Annotated in this window: 15 protein-coding genes; 3 read left to right on the top strand and 12 right to left on the bottom strand. The window is 37.4% G+C overall.

Annotated elements, in window-relative coordinates; translation table 11 throughout:
• Positions 1–12: 12 nt before the first annotated feature.
• On the top strand, positions 13–879 hold the full coding sequence (locus SOLCA_RS12770) for an ROK family protein (RefSeq protein ID WP_014680872.1): 867 nt from the start codon (positions 13–15) through the stop codon (positions 877–879).
• A 75-nt stretch (positions 880–954) separates the two neighbouring features.
• On the opposite strand, the gene SOLCA_RS12775 is transcribed toward SOLCA_RS12770, so the two are convergent.
• Positions 955–1,446, bottom strand: coding sequence for a YkgJ family cysteine cluster protein (locus SOLCA_RS12775; RefSeq protein WP_014680873.1), 492 nt, complete (start codon positions 1,444–1,446; stop codon positions 955–957).
• Positions 1,447–1,544: 98 nt separating this feature from the next.
• Positions 1,545–1,742: a hypothetical protein gene (locus tag SOLCA_RS12780; protein WP_014680874.1), complete on the bottom strand. Its 198-nt coding sequence runs from the start codon at positions 1,740–1,742 to the stop codon at positions 1,545–1,547.
• Between the two features lie 294 nt (positions 1,743–2,036).
• Here SOLCA_RS12780 and SOLCA_RS12785 point away from each other — a divergent pair, with 294 nt between their 5' ends.
• On the top strand, positions 2,037–3,038 hold the full coding sequence (locus tag SOLCA_RS12785) for an N-acetylmuramoyl-L-alanine amidase family protein (protein ID WP_014680876.1): 1,002 nt from the start codon (positions 2,037–2,039) through the stop codon (positions 3,036–3,038).
• Between the two features lie 150 nt (positions 3,039–3,188).
• Here the strand turns inward: SOLCA_RS12785 and SOLCA_RS12790 are convergent, their stop codons facing one another.
• Both SOLCA_RS12790 and SOLCA_RS12795 read right to left on the bottom strand, forming a co-directional pair.
• Positions 3,189–5,474: a Tex family protein gene (locus SOLCA_RS12790; RefSeq protein ID WP_014680877.1), complete on the bottom strand. Its 2,286-nt coding sequence runs from the start codon at positions 5,472–5,474 to the stop codon at positions 3,189–3,191.
• A gap of 164 nt (positions 5,475–5,638) precedes the next feature.
• Positions 5,639–6,301, bottom strand: a complete 663-nt coding sequence (locus SOLCA_RS12795; protein ID WP_014680878.1) for a LysM peptidoglycan-binding domain-containing protein — start codon at positions 6,299–6,301, stop codon at positions 5,639–5,641.
• Positions 6,302–6,712: 411 nt separating this feature from the next.
• Between SOLCA_RS12795 and SOLCA_RS12800 the strand changes: the two genes are divergently transcribed.
• Positions 6,713–7,417, top strand: a complete 705-nt coding sequence (locus SOLCA_RS12800) for a rhomboid family intramembrane serine protease (protein ID WP_014680879.1) — start codon at positions 6,713–6,715, stop codon at positions 7,415–7,417.
• A gap of 71 nt (positions 7,418–7,488) precedes the next feature.
• Here SOLCA_RS12800 and SOLCA_RS12805 read toward each other — a convergent pair whose 3' ends face one another.
• The 8 genes from SOLCA_RS12805 to SOLCA_RS12845 form a co-directional block, all read right to left on the bottom strand.
• On the bottom strand, positions 7,489–9,537 hold the full coding sequence (locus tag SOLCA_RS12805) for a carboxy terminal-processing peptidase (protein ID WP_014680880.1): 2,049 nt from the start codon (positions 9,535–9,537) through the stop codon (positions 7,489–7,491).
• Positions 9,538–9,711: 174 nt separating this feature from the next.
• Entirely contained in the window at positions 9,712–10,182 is a 471-nt protein-coding gene (locus tag SOLCA_RS12810) for a hypothetical protein (protein WP_014680881.1), read from the bottom strand.
• Positions 10,183–10,199: 17 nt separating this feature from the next.
• Positions 10,200–12,995, bottom strand: a complete 2,796-nt coding sequence (locus SOLCA_RS22420) for an immunoglobulin domain-containing protein (protein WP_014680882.1) — start codon at positions 12,993–12,995, stop codon at positions 10,200–10,202.
• Positions 12,996–13,126: 131 nt separating this feature from the next.
• A complete protein-coding gene (locus SOLCA_RS12825; protein WP_014680883.1) occupies positions 13,127–15,139 on the bottom strand; it encodes a gliding motility-associated C-terminal domain-containing protein in 2,013 nt (670 codons plus the stop codon).
• A 94-nt stretch (positions 15,140–15,233) separates the two neighbouring features.
• Positions 15,234–16,130 (bottom strand): PorP/SprF family type IX secretion system membrane protein, encoded by an 897-nt coding sequence (locus SOLCA_RS12830; protein ID WP_014680884.1) that lies wholly within the window; start codon positions 16,128–16,130, stop codon positions 15,234–15,236.
• A gap of 44 nt (positions 16,131–16,174) precedes the next feature.
• Positions 16,175–17,527, bottom strand: a complete 1,353-nt coding sequence (locus tag SOLCA_RS12835; RefSeq protein ID WP_014680885.1) for a DUF4302 domain-containing protein — start codon at positions 17,525–17,527, stop codon at positions 16,175–16,177.
• A gap of 15 nt (positions 17,528–17,542) precedes the next feature.
• Positions 17,543–18,421: a substrate import-associated zinc metallohydrolase lipoprotein gene (locus tag SOLCA_RS12840; protein WP_014680886.1), complete on the bottom strand. Its 879-nt coding sequence runs from the start codon at positions 18,419–18,421 to the stop codon at positions 17,543–17,545.
• A gap of 15 nt (positions 18,422–18,436) precedes the next feature.
• Complete coding sequence (locus tag SOLCA_RS12845) at positions 18,437–19,882, bottom strand: RagB/SusD family nutrient uptake outer membrane protein (RefSeq protein WP_014680887.1); 1,446 nt, start codon at positions 19,880–19,882, stop codon at positions 18,437–18,439.
• Positions 19,883–19,888: the final 6 nt, after the last annotated feature.

The following is a 19,888-nucleotide window of genomic DNA, read 5'->3' on the forward strand; positions in this document are numbered from 1 at the left end:
TTATAATCAATTATGAATAAAAAATTTGCTATTGGTGTAGATATTGGCGGGTCACATATTACTTCTGCAATCATTGATCTTGAAAGTAAAAACATTTTTCAATCAAGTCATAGTCGAATGCGCGTAAATGCGCATGGAACTTCCGAAAATATTATTGACGTTTGGACGGAAAGCATTCAAACCTCCATTGATCATATCGGAAAGGATCATATAATTGGAGTCGGTATTGCTATGCCAGGACCGTTCGATTATGACTTGGGAGTTTCCTTTATAAAAGGTCAGAACAAATACGACGAATTGTATGGTTTAAATGTTAAAAACATGCTTGCTGCATCTCTTGAAATCTCAACCGACAGGATCAGATTTATGAATGATGCAGCTTGTTTCCTTAAAGGTGAGGCATTTTGTGGTGCTGCTGAAGGAGCAAAAAGTGCTATTGGTTTTACATTAGGAACAGGATTGGGCTCCGCCTATTATTTTAATGAAAAAGCTGAAGATGCTCAACTATGGTGCAGCAGATTCAGAGATAATATTGCAGAGGATTATATTTCTGCCCGCTGGTTTGTTAGGCGATACCAGGAATTATCAGGTAGAGAGATCGTTGATGTTAAAGCATTAGCCGATCTGGTAGACACAGATGGTACGGCATTTATGGTTTTTAGTGAATTCGGCGAAACATTAAGCGAGTTCATGATGCCCATTTTAATGGATAAAAAACCTGAATATGTTGTAATCGGAGGAAACATCGCAAATGGATGGAATCTTTTCATCAATAAATTACAAGATGATGTTCACCAGCAACTTCCAGACATTAAAATTGTGAAAGCTCAACTATCTGAAGAAGCCGCTTTAATTGGAGCTGCCTCTTTGTTTTTATAGTAAGAGCAAGGCACATTAATAAAGGAGCTAAGACAAAAGACATCTTTTTGAATCTTCGCTCCTTTATTCTTTGTTCTAAGCTGGGAAGTATTTTTTCATTCGCTCAACTATCTCGTAAACAGCGGGACAAATGGTTGTATTTTTTAGCGTGATATCCAATATTTGTAACATTGGCGAATGGTCAGTATGGGGGTATTCTCTGCAGGCTTTGGGACGATCTTCATATACTGAACAATAATTATCATCACCTAAAAAAGGACAAGGTACCGATCTAAGTACATAATCATTATCCTCATCAATTCGTAAATATCGCTCAACAAAATCACCTGGTTTCAGCTTTAATCTGGAAGCCAGTCTTTCAATATCTCGCTGTGTAAATAAGGGACCGGTTCCTCTGCAACAGTTGGCACAAGTAAGACAATCAGTTTTTGCAAAAACAATTTCATGTTGTTCTGCGAAAGCAAGGTCAACCTCTCTCGATTTTTTATTCTTTAATCGTTCGAAGTATTTTTTATTCTCTTTTTTCCGCTTTTGCGCCTCACCTTTGAGCTGATTTAAATCTATCATTCCAATTCCCCCTAAAACACCTTTACCCCACTATTGTGAGGTAAAGGCAACTATTTTTAATAAATAAGCATGAAATTACGCTCATGCAAAATTTATACTTACTTGTTTTCTTCCTGGTAAGGAGCAAGGACACGAGCAATCGCCATTAAACTCATAACAGCTCCAATTGCAATTAATCCCCAGCAAACCATTGACAATAAATGAGAATCAATGATAAAACGGGCAAAAGTACCAATCATAATGATGATGATAGCCACTGCTAAAAATGCGAAGTCTTTATCTAATTTGCTTTCCATGCTCTTAAAATTTTGCCAAAAATAGGGTTTATAGTGTATTGATGCAAATCATTCAAACTGTTATAAGAAATTTTTCATCAGGAAGACCAACGCCTTTTTTGTAAATCTCACTTATTTTATTGATTTTACAGATAAAGCCTTGATTCTGAAAATAAAAACAAGGTTCATTCGTTTATTTTTAAGATTATTGTAAAGATTTGAAATTAACATTAATAAACAGGCAACATAAACAACAAATTTGCGTACAAAGGGAAAATACATTTAATTACAATCGATTTATCGTTATTAGTAAAAATGAAGCAAGGAATCAACTCAATTAAAGGAAAGTTTACTCTATCGATACTTTTTTCAATCTTTTCAGCAATCAGTTGTCTGACTACAAATGCTCAGGCACCAAAAACCAAAACAATTAAGACCATTATCATAGATCCCGGGCATGGGTACCCTACCCTTAATGCTAAAGGGAGGTATAGCTATGAGGCGGACCTTACATTGAGTTTCGGACAACTTCTGGCAAAAAAAATCCAGGATTCATTACCTGAATGCAAGGTATTGATGACAAGAAACGACAGATATGATGCAGGGGGATTAAGTAGTCCACGTGAGGCTAACCGTTACAGGGCTAAATTTGCAAATGAAAATCATGGCGATCTGTTTATAAGTATCCACTGCAATTGGGCGCCAGGTAGAAGAAATTCTGAAATCGTAAGTTATAAAACATCAACTTATTATACAGGCAAAGGCAAAAACAGGAAAAAGCACACTAAAAAGGTTCCTGTTTATCGTACTTGGTCGAGCCCAAGTGAAGTTAATGGTGTCGAAACATTTATTTGGGCAGTTAACAAAAATGATTCGAAAGTACAATTTGTACAAAGTAATAAGAATGTTGTTGCAGATTCAACAGAGTTACATGGAGAGCATGGTGGAGATGCTCCGGTAGAAGAAATGTTTGATTCTCCCGAAGCTAAAATAATGGCTTCTCTTACCACCCGTAAATTCTTTGATCAAAGCCTTATGCTTGCTGATATGGTTCAAAATGAATTTATTAAACAAGGCAGGGTTAACCGTGGTGTAAAACAACGCAATAACGAAGGTATTTGGGTATTACAGGCCACAGCAATGCCTAGCATATTGGTAGAAGCAGGTTTTGTCTCTAATCCGGAGGAAGAGGACTATATGAACAGTGATAAAGGCAAAGATGAGATTGCCTCTGCTATTTTAAATGCAATTATGGGGTATAAGAAAAACCTGGAATCAGGTTTAATCAAAACAGCTGCAACAAACTTAGCTGAATAACTAAATAGCTATTAGCTATTAGTTGTTAGCATAAATACTATCGACTAATTTTTAATAACCAACTGCTTAATAGCTTGAAATTAAAAAGCCGTTAGCATTACTTTCTAAGAAACTAATGCTAACGGCTAATAGCTAACTACTAACAGCTATCTACTTCCATTTATTTTTCAATGCAGCTAGCATCGAATTCATATCCTGAGGTTCTTCTTTTTCTTTAGGTTTACTTTGCGAAGGTTTGATGGCTCTATCGTTACGCATCTTTTCCTTTTCAGCTTTTGTTCGCTGAACCGGTGCACTTTCATCCTTCATCGTTAGTGCGATACGTTTTCTGTCTACATCCACATCAGTAACTGTTACCCAAACTTTCTGAGCCACTTTTACCACTTCATTTGCATCTGTGATAAAACGGTTTGAAAGTTGACTTAAATGCACTAAACCATCCTGATGAACTCCAATATCGACAAAGGCGCCAAAGTTGGTTACGTTGGTTACAATACCTGGTAAACGCATACCGATTTTCAAGTCAGCAATTTCGTTTACATCATCAGCAAACTTAAATGCTTCAAACTCTTTACGAGGGTCGCGACCTGGTTTATCCAATTCCTGAATAATATCATTTAAGGTAGGCAAACCAACTTTTTCACTAACATATTGTTTCAGATCGATCTTCTTACGCAAATCACGATTGGATAACAAATCTTCCACTTTACAGTTATGATCTGCAGCCATTTTTTCTACAATATGATAGGATTCAGGGTGAACAGAACTTGAATCTAAAGGGTGTTCTCCATTCAGAATGCGCAAGAAACCTGCCGCCTGCTCAAACACCTTCTCGCCCATTCTCGGAACATCCATCAAATCCTTACGGGTTTTAAATGCTCCTTTTTCATTACGGTAATTGATGATATTTTGTGCCAATGCCGGACCTAAACCTGATACATAAGTCAACAATTGTTTACTTGCTGTATTCACTTCAACCCCTACGGCATTCACACATGAAGCTACAACTTCATCTAATTTATTTTTCAAAGCAGCCTGATCAACATCATGCTGATATTGCCCGACACCGATTGATTTAGGATCGATCTTTACTAATTCGGCTAATGGGTCAGCCAAGCGACGGCCAATAGAAACTGCACCACGAACAGTTACATCATAGTCGGGGAATTCTTCACGCGCAACCTCTGACGCTGAATAAACAGAGGCACCTGCTTCATTCACCATTACGACAGTAATAGCTTTCGGAAGATCTTTAATACCATTTACAAAAGCTTCTGTCTCACGACTTGCCGTACCGTTACCAATGGCAATTGCTTCAATTTTGAAACGCTGGCAAAGTGCAAGTACAACAGCCTCAGCCTCCACAATCTTAGCAGCCGATGAAGCAGTAGGATAAATAACTGTATTCTCCAATAATTTACCCTGTGGATTTAACACCACCACTTTACAACCAGTACGGAATCCCGGATCGATTGCCAGAATGCTTTTTTGACCCATTGGCGATGCTAACAACAACTCACGTAGGTTATCCGCAAAAACAACAATGGCTTTCTCATCTGCACCTTTTTTGGTTAACAGACGCATTTCTGTTTCAATAGATGGTGACAATAAACGTTTATAACAATCGTCAATTGCAATTTTAATTTGTTCGGCAGCATCTCCTCTGCTCTTCACAAATTGGTTTTCTATAATATTGATAGCGTCTTCTTTTTCAGGAGCGATATCAAGACTCAGGATCATTTCTTTTTCACCACGACGTAATGCCAGTAAACGGTGTGAAGGAATATTTTTCAGTTGTTCAGACCATTCAAAATAATCACGGTACTTAGCACCTTCTTCTTCTTTTCCTTTCATTACCGATGAAGTGATAACAGCTTTATCTGTATATAAAACACGCATTTTATCACGACAAACAGCATCCTCATTGATCCACTCAGCAATAATATCACGTGCACCTTGTAATGCTTCGCTTTCACTATTGACTTCTTTTTCAGCATCAACAAATTTTGTTGCCTCAGTGTCGATATCTTTGGTATCCTGGGCAAAGATCAATTGCGCTAGTGGCTCTAAACCACGTTCACGTGCAATCGTTGCTTTGGTTCGGCGCTTAGGTTTATAAGGAAGATAAAGGTCTTCCAATCTGCTCATAGTTTCAGCAGAAAGAATATCTTTTTCCAATTCATCAGTCAGCTTTCCTTGCTCACGGATAGAATTCAGGATAGTTTCCCGGCGTTTATCAAGTTCTCTCAAACGCTCTATCTCATCGCGTATAGCACCAATGGCAACCTCATCCAAACTGCCTGTTAATTCTTTACGATAACGAGAAATAAACGGAATGGTAGCACCTTCATTCAACAGCGCAACTGTTGCTTCTACCTGCTTACTACCAATACCCAAATCGTGGGCAATCTTCAGAAAATAGTTTTGTTCTGACATGACTAAAAATTGAGGCTGCAAATATAAGCTTGCGTTTTTAGCAAAGGGAGAGTTTTTTTAAAAAGATAGATAACGATTTTAGTATGAATCATTTGGAGTAAAACTGCAAAAACAGAAAGTGATTCGACTTTGTTTTTGGTATTATTTAAGAGTCAATCCATCGTTTAAATTGGCAAGGCAAATCTCCCCCAGAGCGAATCAGCCCTGTTAAATATGTCCGGTCCTGTTTCAAGAATCGAGTCGTTATGTTTTTTATAGTTTCCGGAACTGCAATGAATTACTTTTATCATAGTTCCATCCTCCACTTCTGAAACAATTCCAACATGTCCAATTCCTGAACCGGCGCCATATACAACTATACAACCCTCTTCCGGAATCGTAATTTTCTCAAAAATCCCTGACTGGCTATTTACATCAGCTACCATCGAATCGGTATAGATCCAACCTCCATGTTGTTTATAAAACGGAATATCCGATTTTCGTGACAACCCTAAAACCCAACAAACAAATCCACTGCAATCACATTCATTGCTATCAGAAGCCGGAAGTGGTGCTCCAGGTTTCATACCCCCTTTACCTAATTTGTATTTTATTTTCTTACCCGTTGCCGAACCCGCCCGCTCCAACAGTTTATTGATTTTCATGGGTTTTACCAGTTTACCATCGTCAGGAATATCATCAAGATTCGGAATAAAGATTAGCTGCCCCGCATAAATATGATCAGGATTCTTAATCTGTTTGTTAAATGACAATATTAAATCAACAGGAATTGAGAATTTCTTCGAAATCTTCGAAAGAGAATCTGCCGCTTTAATTTTGTAATACATACTCCCTATTTTTTAAGTCTTTTATATTGAGATTTTGCTAAATATCTATTCCAAATGCCTGCCGCGCCTTATTCTCATAGGTTTAAATTTGAGATGAGCTAAAAACGTCAAGTATGTTTCTCTGTGAATTGTAACAACTATAATGCTCCAGAATTATTTGGCGGTTTCTGAATTAGCCAAAACTGAATAATAATACCTGGTATCAGAAAAGAAAATTGAGTTAAAAAGGCAGTAGTATGCTAAAAAATTGACCGTAAATTACTAATAAAGAGATACATAAATTCATTTAATTTATAAAAAAATCTATTCATTTAAAAGATTTCAGTTCAATCTGTATTAATTAATTAGTCGAGTTAATTTCAAACATTTTGTCCCTTAAGTACCTTATCTTAGAAACAATATTTAAACCAAGTGGAAACACAACAAACCGGTTCTGTAACAAAAAGTTTTATCATTAGCTTTTACCTCGTACTTGTATTATGGGTTGTTAAATGGGTAGAGATCAAATATGGCTTAAGTTTTGCCAATTTTGGTATAATTCCCCGAACCTATAAAGGCCTTATTGGCATTTTTACAGCTCCATTTATTCATTCCGACCTTGGCCATTTACTTTCTAACTCATTTCCCTTACTAATAACCGGAACTATGTTATGGTATTTCTTCAAAGACCTTGCAATTAAAGTAAGCTTTGGGGTTTATATTTTATCAGGATTAGGTGTTTGGCTATTTGCCCGACAAGCCTATCATATCGGAGCCAGTGGAGTTTTATATGGCCTTGCCGGTTTTCTGTTTTTCAGTGGCTTTTTTCGTCGTGATCATCGCTTATTAGGAGTATCATTCTTAGTGCTATTTTTATATGGAGGATTGATTTGGGGGATGTTTCCCATCATTCCGGAAATTTCATGGGAGTCGCATTTAATTGGAGGAATTATCGGTGCAGCTTTTGCGTTTTTCTTACGCAATAAAGGTCCTCAACGAATGATTTATCCTATTGAAATTAATGAGGATGAGGAAGAGTTTGAAGATGAATATTGGAAGATTGATAACGAAAACGAGGAAAATGAATCTCAGCAAAATAATACTGCGGAAGATCCACATCCACGAGAAGTATTGTAACTTGACTGTTTTAACTATGCTGATAAAGCCTGCCCTAAGCAAGCCTTATTCAGCATTATTTTAACTTATCTTTAGTTACTCTTATACTTTTCAATTAAGTCAGCGGTAACTGTTAGTCCTTCATTTTTAATGAAATCAGTTTCTATTTTTGGTCGTTTTTCATTTTGAGCTACAGGGGCCAATCCCATCGCAGCACGATGGGCAATATAGCGCTCAAAATCTGATTCTTCTTGTTCCTCCTGCTCACTTTTAATCGACCTTTCATCTAAAAGAATCTTTTTGTTTCCTTCTTTCTTTGTAATTAATGATTGATCTTCCAACCAATATTTATAATCAATATTAGTGTGCAAACGTTTTAAGTGATGCTCGTTTAACTTGGGAAGAATTCTCTCCAAATTACTTACCGAAGTAATACTCACCGCTTGAATCTGATCAAACGGCAAAGCATTTTGCATCGTCTTTTCTCCGTATTTTATTTCAATAGTTGTCGGAAATGCAATATCAGGAGTTACACCTTTTAACTGGGTACTGCTCCCATTAACACGGTAATACTTAGCAATTGTAAATGTTAGAAGTCCTAGGTCAGCATCTTTTTGTTTTAAAAGCTCATTAATTGAATAAATACGTTGAACACTACCCTTACCAAAACTCTGCTCTCCAATTAAAACGCCCCGCTGATAATCCTGCATTGCGGCTGAAAATATCTCTGATGCAGATGCACTGTTCCGGTTTATAAGAATTGTAAGCGGACCATCATAGATCTGTTGTGCATCCGGGTCATTCTGAATCATCACTTTATTGTTTGCATCCCGAACCTGCACGATGGGGCCACTGGTAATAAACAACCCTGAAAGTTCAACGGCCTCTTTAAAAGAACCTCCTCCATTATTCCTTAAATCTATCATTACACCGGAAACCCCTTGATTCTTAAAATCAGCTAAAACCTTTTTCACATCATTGGATGTAGAAGCATAATCCTTTTCTCCTTTCTGCATAGCGTCATTATCGAGGTAAAAGTTCGGAATAGAAATGATCCCGACTTTATAATCTCTGTTATTATAATGAACACTATTTATTTCACTCTTTACTTTCTGATCTTCAAGCCTGATTTTATCCCTGATCAGGATAACTTCCTTCATTTGGTTTGCCGGAGAATTGACCGAAGAAAGCATTTGCAAACGTACTTTAGAACCTCTTACACCTCGTGTTTTAGCAACAACTTCTTCTATACTCCATCCAACTACATCTTCAAAACTGCCCTCGTCGCCCTGTGCAATAGCCACGATTCTGTCATTAACTTCAATCTGACCGCTATTAGCAGCCGGACCTCCTTTTACAATTTGCTTAATTACCGGATAGTCATTTTCTATCCCAATTGTAACCCCAATACCATCCATTGATTTGCATAGCGCAGCCATATATCCAACCGCATTTTTAGGAGAGAAATAATTACTATGAGGATCAATGCTCTCAGTAGCGGCATTCATGAATGATTCGAAAGCATTTTCGCTTTTAAACGTCTCAATATTTCGCTTTAACTTTTGATAACGAGCAGTAATGATCTTTAAAGCTTTTTGCTCATCACCATGTTCGTTGATCTTGGATAAGATCAATTCATACCTGATTCGCTTATTCCAGTATTCATCAGCCTCACCTTCGGAGGTAAACCATTTTTCATTCTCCCTACTTCTTAAAAAAGTTTCTTCGGTACTTAATGATTGTGTTTTCTTAAGCTCGTTAAGAGCGAAAGCAACCCGTTCATTCAGTCGGTTTACAAAAGTTGAATAGATCTCAAATACACCATCCAAATTGCCGCTTTGAAGTTCGTCATCAAATTGATAGCGATATTGTTCAAATGCTTTAATATCATTCTCCTGTAAAAACACATGTGATTTATCCAGTTTATTAAGATATTTTATGTAGATACGATTGGATAGGGAGTCGTCAATTCTGGTTTTCTTATAATGATAATTGGCAATTGCATTAGCAATCATCTTCGCAACATTGGCTTGTTGAGGCTCTTGTTTAAAGATGTATTTATCAGGACCTTCAGTTGATAAAGCCATACACTGGCCGGCAACACCTGCCAAAACGGCCGTAATAATTAGTTTAAATTTCATGATTTGTAATCAGGAACATTAAATTCAAAAAAGGTCTTCTCTCTCGAGAAGACCCTGCGTTATATGATTCAGGTATAAATCAAAGGGGCCTTGATTTATGTTTTCAAATATTCAAAGAAGAGCCGTGTACCCTTTACGATTGGAAGTCGACAGAGACACGGTCTTCTTATCTTTTTAGAATTTCTGGACAATATATCCAACAGCTTTTTCCGGAGCCTGTTGATATATGATCCATACTTTCCCGCTTTCAACTTTAATTACTTCTGCTTTTGCACAATCAACTCTAACTGGCTCTATGTTAACATCTTTCGAATAAATAGTAGCTGATTTTTTAGGGCCAACAGAATCAGGACGGCCTTCAAACTCTAAAAAAAAGAATTTCATTCCATCCATTGTTGACCAACCAAATTTCTGTTTAGCATTTCCAAATAACATCCCTTTATCACGATAAGTGAAAAGTGAATCGTTATTATTTTGAAAGTCGATACGACCTCCACCCGAATAACGTAGTGTGCCATCGGCTTTTACTGATTCGTAAGGATCAACAACAGGAGTTGGACCGTCGACCTCCTTACGACAAGAAGCAAACAACATAATACCTGTTGTTACCAGAATCAATGATTTTAATATATTCTTTGTTTTCATGACTTAGGATGATCAAATTATTCAACAATTGTTACCGTTTTCTCAAGAATAAGTTTGCCGTCTGCACTTTGTGCACGGATAACATGTTTCCCGATTTCGTAATTAGCAGGATAAAAATAAATACCACCTTCAATAGCTTTTAACTCTACATCGTCTACAAACCATTTCGTTACCCCTCCACTGCCTTTTCCTTTGGCAACCAGCAATACTCTGGCACTCATTTTTGCATACTGACGGTTTAACCCAAAAATAATTGGCATTAATGACTCCTGAGCAACTGATAGCACTGCTTGACTAGATGCTATGCTAGCGTTAGTATTACTTACCACGCAAGTATAAGCGGCAGCATCAGTCAACGAAATATTCTTTATTTTCAGCTTAGGTAAATTAGCCCCTTCAATATTCATATCACCCTTTTTCCACTGATAATTCAAATTTGTTCCTATAGCTTTCACAGAGAAAATTACTGAGTCTTTTTCAACTACACTTTTACTTTCAGGTTGAGCCGTAATAACAGGAGCCAATAGACTAATCGAAAGTTGAGCAACATCTGAGGTAACAGAACCGGCTGAATTGGTAATTATACAAGTATAATTACCCTGATCTCCAGCCTGCAAATTACTTTTGCTGTAAGCTGTGGTAGTTGCTCCGGCAATGTTTACACCATCCTTTTTCCACTGATAAGTCATATTAGTACCGGTTGCAACAACTGTTAAGACAACATTGCCGCCTTCAGTTATTAATTGGCTCCCAGGTTGAGTCGTAATAACCGGCATTACAATATTCACTTTTAAGGCAGCAGAAGAAGAGGTTAATGTTGCCAGATTATTGGAAATTACACAGCTATAAGAACCGCCATCTGTTAACGCCGCATTTGATTTCGTATAAGTTGAGGATGTGGCACCAGGAATATTAACCCCATCTTTTTTCCATTGATAAGTTAATTCACTTCCCGTTGCTGTAATGGAGAAAGAAATAGTTTCATGCTCATTTAGAGTTATATCTTGTGGTTGTGCCGTAATTGTTGGAACAAGCATACTTACTATTAAAACAGCCGGATTTGAAATGACACTGCCAGCAGAATTAGTTACTACACAGGTATAAGTTCCCGCATCAACTATAGCAGCATTTGATTTAGCATAAGTTGCGGTTGTAGCACCCTGAATGTCAACATCATCCCTTCTCCACTGATAAGTTAAATTACTTCCGGTTGTTGCTACTGTAAAGCTAAACGCCGAATTATCACTAATAGAAATATTTTTAGGTTGCTCAGTTATGGTTGGAGCCAGTATACTTACATTAATTGTAGCGGATTCTGAAGTTACCGTTCCCTTTGAATTGGTAACCACACAGGTATAATTACCTGCATCAGATAGCTGGGCATGGGCAACTGTATATGTTGTAGCGCTTGCTCCTGCTATATCAGTTCCATTTTTTTTCCATTGATAGTTTAGGTTCCCTCCTGTTGCAGTAACACTTAAATTTAAAGCAGCACCTTCATAAATATTCTGGCTTTGAGGCTGTCCGGTAATTACTGGAGTAACTGCTAATGCAATAACTGTTACTGTTATATCATTACTGCTAATAGTAGTACCTCCATTGTAAGAGTTACTTATTTCACATTTATATTTACCCCCATCGCCATCTGCCATTATTTTACTATAAGTTGGAGTTGTCGCCCCAACTATTGCAACACCGTCCTTATACCATTGAAAATTTGAACCATTTGAAACGATCGACAGGCTCAACAATTGCCCTTCATTGAGTATAGTAGTTAAAGGAGGATGACTGGTAATTTCCGGAGGGACTGCTGATGTTATTACATTTAACGGTCTGGCATTTGAGGTAATACTGCCAAAAGAATTTGAAATAACACATCTATAGCTTCCTTTATCAGAAAGTTTTACGTTGGATATTGAAAAAATGGATTTTGTTTCGCCCGGTATACTAACAAAAGGAGCAATTCCATCTGGTGATTTTTCCCATTGGAAACTGGTTGCGCCGGAAACGATTAAAGTATTTAGAGAGAAGCTTCCTCCCTCAGGTATGTTTTGTGTTGAGGTAGGAAAGTTTGTAATAATTGAGGGTACTCCGACAGGGGTATCAATTATTAAATTAGCTTGTCCACTCGGTACACTACCTTTGGAATTTGCGACCAAACAATAATAAGATCCTGCATCCGAAACCGAAACATTATTGATGATGAAGTCGCTTTTATTGCCAGCAGATATAATATTCGCATTTGGGATCAATGTACCATTTGGGTAGTCACCCTTATACCATTGAACGTTAGATGCTCCAGAGCCTGTAGCAGGAGGATTAGGAGCGCCGCTCCACTTTACCGTTAATGTTAACTTTTGCCCTAGACCTAATGATTGACTCGCTATTGGAGAAGCTGTTATTACAGGAGTTCCATCTGCTGGATTTATGATAACATTGCAAGGCGTAGAATACACCGGTGAAGACACATCACTATTAGATACTCTACAACGCCATAAGCCATTATCATTAAGACTAACACCAAACCTGGTAAAGGCGTTTGAAGTTAAACCCGGGATATCCGTATAGGTAAGTCCATTATCTTTGGATATTTCCCATTGGTAATTCAAATTTGTACCTGTAGCAACAATATTGATCGCCAACGTTCCACCTTCATTTTTGATCTGAGGAGAAGCCGGATTGGATGTGATCACAGGCGGAGTATCTGTAGCATTGATGCTAACAGATTTATCTGCTGCATTAACCACTTGCCATTGGACCGATGCAAGCGTTAACATTAGCAGAAAGATAGTTAAATAGTAATTTTTTTTCATGTGGATTAGCTTTCGTTCTGTTTAGAAAATCATATCATTAATTGTTAAAAAGTACTGAAAGAGAGGCATAACCGGCTATACTTTATATAACCCCTAACGTATTCCGGTCAGCCTTCAAAGCTATGAACCTATTAATATTTTATAATAACATACCCCTTCTTCTTGCTTCCGTTTGGTAACTCAAGTACATAGTAATAAGTTCCTGATGGTAATAAATTACCTTTATAAGGGCCAACCGTAGCAATTCCATTCCAGCTATTATTATAATCGACTACTTCATAATGGATTTGTCCTCCTGCATCCAAAACAGTTAGTTTATTACCCGGAAAACGATCTATATTCTGAATATAAAACACATCATTGGAACCATCATTATTCGGAGAAAAACCATTAAAAACATGAATACCTTCATTATCATATGGGGTATCTAAAATCTGAACGGGAATTTGTATGCTTTGAGCTCCATTAAATGCGCTGACAGTGATTACTGCTTCGCCATAAGCATTGGCTTTCACTGCTCCATATTGATCAACACTTACCAGGTTGGGATAATTGCTTTTGTAAGTTGCATTTAAACTGATCCCTTCCGGTTGCAGGATAGATTTAAGATGAAGGGTATCTCCAACTGTTAAAATAAGCCTACCAGGAATAACTTCAAGAACTCCTTTATTTCCAATAAAGCCATCTATTTGCAGGTTTTGTGCATAAACATCACCTGAAAAAATGGTCGAGATCCGCTCATCTCTCCAAGCCATCACAACCTGGTTTCCGGCAATGTCACCTACTGTAAGGCCTGTTTTAACACTGGTTTTGCCCAAATCTGGATGATAATTGGCAACTATTTTTCGCCATACTTCTCCATAATTCATATCAAAACGCACTGCCCTTATTTTACTATTTACATCCAGCGTTTGATAGATCAATAATGAGTGCCCATTTTCAAGTAGAATAGCTTTATTACAGACCAGACCTGTTTCGACAGGATAATTCATCACTGTTTTTCCTACTACATCAGTAACAAAACCGGATTTATTAAACTCCTGTACATCTATGGTTTCTGTTTTCTTAACATTTTCCAATGAAGCATAGAAAACGGTAAGACATCTCTTCTGTTTATTAAAATAGCCCGTTGGATTTGAGTATTCGTAATGCACAGTATCATTCGCAACAAACAATGGTTCCGAATAACTGGCAATTCCTTTATTATTAAAATGTTGAACTTTAATAGCAGATTTACTGGCACGGGTCACATAGGCAAATAACACATATACACCTCCTTCATCATCAGCCACCATCTTCATATCTCCGGCGTTGGGAACTCCTGTTTTAGCATAAACTACCGAATTAAAAGTTCGTTTCAGATTCTCGTCATGTCCAATAATGCCTAACATTCTCGGCACATTACCCCCTGTATTGGCGAAATAACTCGTTATTGTTGATCCTCCAACAGTTGTAATGGTATTCATTTTTAAGTAAGTAGTATCTGTATTGGCAGGCTTGATAGAATCAGTAGCCAGGATAGTCCCTTCTTTTGTAGAAACCTTCTTAAAAACAAACGCCGATGGATTTTTTGCACCGTCGTACAATGTTTCCGACCAGGTAGCAAGCACAGAACCATTATCCAGTACCACGAATGAAGGCAAAACACATCCAACCTTATCTCTTGAGTTATTTAACTGAATACCTTCGCTGTCCCAAACAGACGTCTGATCAGGCGACACTTTATAAATAAACACATCATTTAAAGGCTGAATAGCCGTTTCTGAATACTTAAAGACACGCTGTTTCCTAAGATCTTTGGTAAATAACAGCATATTCCCATCAGACAATCCCTCCATAGAATAGTTATCAGAAAAGGATAAAGAGGGTTTGTCGCATACAATCATCCCATTGCCCGGCCATTGAGGTAAACCGGTTGCAGAAAATTTCTTCAGATAATAGCGTTGTGTTACCTGTCCTCCATCATTTTCAAAAGACAAGCAGGATATATAAGTGGTTCCATCCGGAAATGTATAAACAACCGGACTCGATTGATTACTATAACCCGTAAAAATCGGGGTACTATTAACAATATCGTCTGTCCATTGTGCATTGGCATTAAATGCTATGAAGGCTGTTATGAACAGTAGTATAATTCTTTTCATGTGAATATAATTAGCTTTAAAAGATCAAATGGAATTTGCATGTAGTTTTACTCAGAATATTGCTGAGCCATGCACATTTAATTACTTCTAACAATTATTGACTCTTTTTATGTTGCAAAGCCATACGAATTCCTATCTCGTGAGTAGTTCCGGCTTTTTGTTGCAATTGACCCACTCCTGCCCCAAAAGAATAATTGAAGCTTATCATTTTCTCAACTCTTAACCCCACATTAAATCCAACTTCCTTAGAAGTTCGATAAGCCAGTCCTGTCCAGAAATTATCTTCAAAGAAATACCCTGTTAATGCAGCCTCTGCATTAACGGCTGATGATGTTTGATAACATAACAAAGCTGATGGACGAACTTTTATATTAGTCAGTTCAAAATCATACCCTGCAACCAAATACGTTCTGAACATATTGGCATCAAATAATTGGGATTTAACCGCATCTCCATCAAAGTAATTGTAAAAGAACTGCGGGGCCGATAAGCCAACATAGTACTTATCTGTAGCGTAATAAGCTCCAAAACCGACATTGAACCCATAGGCCCTTCCTGTATTTGCGAACAGAGCTCCTAATTCCTGATCTTTCAACGAAAGTTCATCGTTGTTTTCTTTTAATGATTCAACACCAGTCTGCAAACCAAATAATAGTTTTCCTTTACTTAATGGCAAACTATATGAATATTGTCCCATCAGGTCTACCTTGCTGGAAACGCCATAAGTATTATTAGTTATAAGAAAGCCAATTGCACTCTTTGTATCATACAACGGTTGTCCGATTTGTAAGCGTTGAGCGGCAGGTGCTCCATCGATTCCCATTGCTTGTTTTCTGGCTATTATACCTGCTGTAAATCCTGTATAAGTTCCCATAAAGGCGGGATTTACTACTGCCTCATTATAGGAATAGTTTAGTATAGGAGCATTATTCTGTGCTATACTCTTCAATGCAGCACAGATTATTACCCCAAGAATGAACAAACGTTTCATATTAAAATTCTTAGTACCTGAATTAATGACTTTTTACTTCCAACCTATTCGTCTTTAGCTACATTGTCTCTGCGGGTAGTTTGAAGAACAGTCATGTAATAGCGACTATCTGCTCTTGAAACCAATGTAAATACCGGCTGGTTTAATGAATTATAACCTAATGGAACAATGGTGAAACCTTTAGGATTGGCTAATACATCGTTTATGAACGGATCAACAAATGAGTTTACAGCCAAATTAGCAGACCCTTTAACATATTCATAATACAGTTGATCTTCATTTTTTATAGTTGGCTTTAGGGTAAAGTCGTTATAATCATATATACCGGCATTCACACTTTGGACCATTACATATAAGTTTTGGTCTTTTTTGCCGTTTCTATCCGTCCAGTTTAGGTACAATTGCGATAGATAATACCCATTTAACAGCTTTATTCTTCGCATATACTCACTATCCAGTTTCGGACTAAAGGAGATGATTTCATATTGAACTTCTCCGTCCGTATAAACTTTACCGGAATTCTTATAAATGTAAAGTGAAGTATCAGCCGGTGTGAAAGAGCCCGATAAATGTTCGTTGCCGGAAGTAACAGCCGAAATTGGCAACACATTATTAGCAAGATCTCCAACAACCAATTTGCTCAAATCATCATTACCAACTTTAAAAGGTTTAAGTAACTCGATACCATCTGTAAGCATTTTATAAGGGTAGGTTTCTGTTTTTACCACACCATTATCACGGTAGATAAAAATCATAGTGTTGGTGCTGGCATTAAAAACAGCCGTTCCACTCAGTTTTTTATCAGTTCCGGCATACAGGTCTAATTGCTTAAAATATTTAAGATCTGAGTTCGTAATAAAACCATTAATTACCTTTTGTCTGTCTACTTTTGCATTAAATTCAAGTACATCCTGAGCTGTGGCTTTTTTTAAATGAAAGCGAATGTTTTTATCAACCAAATGAACAGGGTTCAACCAAAATGAACCACTACTATCCGGTTTAATTTCAAACTCAAAGTGTCCTCCTGCATTTTCATATAGCTTTTCAAAAACACTATAGGTAGAAAATGTCAGTTCAGGAAAGATCACTCCTTTCACATCGTACTTAACATTTGCCTGATCCAAATAATTATTAGTTGCAGAAACGTTATAATCAGACTTAATATGCACTGAATCACCGCTAAATACTAAATGCATATTGAATGATCCGGAATTAGCAGCTGGTTTATATTCTATTACCCACCCTAATTCAGCATCAGCTAATGTTTTTTTATACTGAGCGCACACTTCTTCCATGCGAGGCGTGCCGGCCAGAATCAGGTTTTCGGCTTCCTTTGCACAGGAAGCTACTATCACACCCATACCTATGAACAGCAAATACTTATATATATTCTTCATTTCGTTGAATCTCTATTAGTTAACAAACTGATATCCTGTGATTGCCTGACTGATCTGTTCCTGCAACGTATGCACGTCAATACCCATCTTATAGTAGTATTGAAAAACAAGAGCATATTTTTGCTCAAGCTTTGCATTTCCTTTGATTGCTGCCAGGTATTCAGTTTTTGGTACAGAAAGAATACCTTCAACAAACGTGGCAAAATCCTCTTCCTCATTCGACATTCCATAAGGAATCCAGAAACCTCTGCTCCGGGCTACTTCTGTAGAAAAACTTCTGAAACTGGTACTTCCGGCATATAATCCTTTGGAAATATTATCAAAACCCTTCGGACGTCCGTATTTCTTATCCAAAATGTGAGCAAATTCGTGGTGCATCGTTTTGGCCTGCTCTTTCATCCAGGGCTTTGAACCACCTGCAGAAGTCAGCCAGTATGCGTCACTCCATTTAAAATTATTAAGGTCTGTAAGGATGATGCGCGATGCCGAAATAGCCTGTCCGGCTGCATCAAATCCCGATTCCCCCCCTTCATCATATTTAATAGTTGTACCTACCAGTATTATTTCACGAGGCATGTTTTCACGCATAAAACCATTTACCTGGAACTCATAAGGTTTAACCCAAACCTTCTCCATGAAATCAATGTATGGTAAAACGTTCTCAAATTTTGGTGGAGCAACTATTTGTTCTGTTCCAAAAAAACGACGATCCCATCGGTAAATAATATTAGATTGATATTCTCCATTTAGTTCAAAAATCCTTAACGCAGTAGGATCTGTAGGAATTTCTGTCGGTACAGGTTCATCAAGCACAATAGGATCTTCCTTTTTACATCCGGTAAAGATTGCTGTCAACAATAATCCTATAACTGTAAATTGTTTAAATTTCTTCATCTTGGCTTACACTAATTATCGTGGATTTTTGACCATTGCTTTATTTACTGCCAACTCCATGAACGGAATCTGGATCGCATATCTAAGATCATCCGACTGTAATGTCTCTGTTCCTATTTGGGTAGTGTGCTCAACTGATAACTTAAGACGCTTAATATCAAACCACCTCAGTCCTTCATAAGCAAACTCCAAACGACGCTCTGTTATAATACGATCTGATAAAACTTTCTTCAAATCACCTGCTTTTGACATTTCAGTAGCAGTAAGTGCAGTAAACGGACTATATCTTTTTGCCAAAATCTTATTAATATTGGCAATTGCAGCATTGTAGTTAGGTGCTTTAGCCTTCACATAAGCTTCTGCCTGGTTAAGTAACACTTCCTCTACTGAAAACTCAATAATAGTAGAGGCCCGCTGACCGGCACCGATGAATTTTAAAACACCCCAGTTTGGAGTAGTATTCGTAGTGAATGCATAGATTTTTCCGCGATAATCATCAGGTAGGAATAATTCCTTAAACTCATTCGCATAAAATCCCGAACTGTTATATGAATTATATTCAACAGTTTGACTCATTAATAAAATGTTGGATTTAGCATTAGAAGCATAATCGTATCGGAAACCAACAAAGTCATTTTTACCGGGAAGGAAGTTATTGTAATCTGTTACCAGATCCCTTACCGACGAATTTAACACCAATGCTTTATCGGATGCTTCGATACACGCTTCCCACTCTCCTTTGTATAATTTCACGCGTGATAAAAAAGCGTAAGCAGCTGCTTTAGAAAAGTGATATTTCTTGGTATTTCCTTCAACCGATGTTGACGTTGAGATCAAATCATCGTTAATTAATTCAATACCACTCTGAAGGTCGCTCTCTATATATTCATACACCTTAGCAACTGTTTCGCGTGGAAAATCTTCTTGCTGAGCATTTCCAACCTCCTGTTTATAAGGAACTCCTAAATCTGTTGAAGCTGTTGCCGGGTCATAATGCTTTGCAAACAAGTTCACCAACATAAAATGGCAGTACGCTCTAACCAAATAAGCTTCACCTAGAACTGATCTCTTAAGAGGAGAATCTTTGGTGATATTATTTAAGCCTTCAATGGCTACATTGGCAACATTAATATTATTATAATAACTCTGCCATGACTTCTCAGGACCAATTGGTAAGTTCAGATCATAACCGTCTGACCATGTATAAAAAGGTTTGAGCCATGAAACCAATGTAGGCTGATTGAATGAAGGATAATCGTAATATTTAAGATTATCAGTCATTAACTCTGTAAAAACATAGTTGGCCTGTGGATATGCCGGCACGATCATCGCCTGGTAATCTTCAACGGACTGAGGACTTACGCGTGAATCTGGTAATTCATTCAAAAAATCTTTACACCCGGTGTTTCCGATCATCAAAGCCAGTGAAAAGGCAATAATTTGTATATATTTCTTTTTCATTTTTTT

The organism is Solitalea canadensis DSM 3403 (genome assembly GCF_000242635.2).
Lineage (GTDB): Bacteria > Bacteroidota > Bacteroidia > Sphingobacteriales > Sphingobacteriaceae > Solitalea > Solitalea canadensis.